General features: G+C 71.8%; 2 protein-coding genes. Both read left to right on the top strand.

Features of this window, described 5'->3' with window-relative positions; translation table 11 throughout:
• The coding region (locus I5G_RS23940) for an SGNH/GDSL hydrolase family protein (RefSeq protein ID WP_148286427.1) at nucleotides 1-1,413 on the top strand (1,413 nt) is incomplete at its 5' end.
• A gap of 182 nt (nucleotides 1,414-1,595) precedes the next feature.
• Entirely contained in the window at nucleotides 1,596-2,348 is a 753-nt protein-coding gene (locus I5G_RS06885; RefSeq protein ID WP_022878400.1) for a GntR family transcriptional regulator, read from the top strand.
• Nucleotides 2,349-2,367 lie beyond the last annotated feature (19 nt).

Below are 2,367 nucleotides of genomic sequence, written 5' to 3'. Positions count from 1 at the left end.
GGGGCCGCACTGGCCGTTCTCGCCGCCGCGGTGATCGCGGCCGCGGGGTCCGCCGCCTCCGCCGCCGTCCCCGATCTCACCGGCCGCCGCTATGTCGCGCTCGGTGATTCGTACGCGGCCGGGTGGGGTCTGCCGCTGGCATCCACCCAGCCCGCGCAGGGCTGCGACCAGTCCGACCAGAACTACCCGCACCTCCTCGCCGCGCAGTTCGGATTCGCGCTCGACGACCGCACATGTGGCGGTGCGGTCATCGCCAACGTCGTCGACACCCCGCAGACCGTCAGCGGTACGGCCCCGGTCCAGGTCGATTCGCTGGATGCCACGACTGACCTCGTCACCCTGACGATCGGCGGCAACGACCTCGGCTTCTGGAACATCGGACAGATGTGTGTCGCGCTGGCGCCCACCGGTCCCGTCCTCGGGAGCGTCGACGGGCAGACGCATCAGACGTGTCGGGAACAGTTCGTCGTGAACACGCCCGCGGGTCCCGTGAACACGCTCGAGACAAAGATCGACCAGACGGTGGCACCCGCGCTGACCGCCGCGCTCCAGACGATCCACACGAAGGCGCCGAACGCGAAGATCATCGTCGTCGGATACCCGGCTCTCGCTCCGGATACCGCGCACACGCCGAGCGGCGGCTGCTACGCGTCGTTGTTCCAGGGATTCTTCGGCTTCCGCACGAACGCCTTCCCGTACCTGGACACCGATGTCGCGCTGCTCCGCGACACGCAGGTGTACATGGACCAGGCGATGGCCGCCGCCACGACCGCGGCGGGCGCGACGTACGTCTCGTTGCTGCCGGGATCCGTGGCCCACAGCCCCTGCAATCCGTCCGACGCGTATGTGAACGGCATCACGCTCACGCTCTCGCCCGACAGCATCCCGGTGAGCGGGCTCCCGCTCGGGGGCATTCAGCGCGGGGCACTGCACCCCAACGCCGCGGGTATGGCCTTCGCCCGCGACGAGGCGGCGGATGCGGTGCGGACGCTGTTCGCGGTGCCGGACCCGACGCCGACGCCGACGGTGACCCCGACGCCCACGCCCACGCCCACTCCGACCCCGACTCCGACTCCGGACCCGTCCTCAACGACTCCGACTCCGACTCCGACTCCGACGCCGGACCCGTCCTCAACGCCCACGGTCGCGCCGACTCCGACTCCGACTCCGACTCCGACTCCGACGCCGGACCCGTCCCCGACGCCGACGGTCGCGCCGACGCCCGGTCCGACCGCGTCCGCATCGGCGACCCCGGTGCCCAGCGCGTCCTCGCCGGGGTCGACGGCATCCGGGTCCGGCCTCGCTCGCACCGGTGCCCCGCCCGTGGCCCGAGCGATCGGGATCGGCGTCGTCCTGCTGGTCGGCGGCATCGTGACTGCGCTGATCCTGCGCCGCCGCCGGGCTCGCGGCTGAGCGCGGTACCCGATCCGAGATGAGCGCCCTGACGCCGACATCATGCCGGCGGCAGGGCGCTCACCTCGTGGGCTCCGGGAGTCCGGCGTCTTCATCGTGCGAGCACCGGTCCGACGGGGGAGTCGCGGGGGCGTGCGAGTAGGCTGTGCGGGTCTGGGTCCCCGAGCGGTGAGGATGTGTGGATGGCGAGAGGGCGTTCCGATGCCGAGCATCTCGTCGACGTCCTCATCGGTATCTGGAAGAGCGTCGATCAGGAGCGCCGCCCGATGCCGTCCGAGCCGCAGCTCGCGGCGCTGACCGGGGCCAGCCGCACGTCGGTTCGCGAAGCCCTGATTCGGCTCGAGGAGCGCGGGTACATCCACCGGTCGCACGGTGCGCGCACCGTCATCCACTCGCACCTGGACCAGCTCGGCACCCGCGTCGATCAGCAGCGCGACCACCTCGACGCTATCGCGCGCGCGGGGTACGAGCCGAGTGTCAGTGTGGTCTCCGCGTCGTTCGGCGTGGTGGAGAGATCCCCGGACGGTCCCGAGCAGTTCCACGATCTGCCGATCGGCACCCGCGTCCTGCGCACGCGGAAGGTGTGGAGCGCCGACGGCCACCCGTACGTGATGGCCGACGACGTCATCCCCGTCACCGACACGCGCTCGGCGGCCACGCTCGAGGCGGATATCGACCCGTCGCTCCCGGTCTTCGACCTGGCGGAACGCCTGAACGGTGTCGCGGTCGCGTGGGAGACGGTGTGGTTCGGCTCCTCGATGCTCGCCGACGACGAGCAGCAGGCGCTGGGGCTCGAGGCGACGGCATCCGCCCTGCAGCTCACGTACTGCGGCCTCGGGCCGGCGCGCGAGGTGGCGTACTGGTGCCGCGAGGTGCAGACCCCCGCGCCGGCGCAGTTGCGCAACGTGCTGGTGCGCCGCGTCACGCGCGGCTGACGCAGCCGTCGCGGGCCCC

The sequence above is a fragment of the Microbacterium sp. B19 genome (genome assembly GCF_000333395.1).
Lineage (GTDB): Bacteria > Actinomycetota > Actinomycetes > Actinomycetales > Microbacteriaceae > Microbacterium.
This window is presented reverse-complemented; position numbering and strand designations above follow the sequence as displayed.

Excerpts from the sequence above, each read along its gene's own strand:
- I5G_RS06885 (WP_022878400.1), top strand. The coding sequence starts at position 1,596 with ATGGCGAGAGGGCGTTCCGATGCCGAGCATCTCGTCGACGTCCTCATC.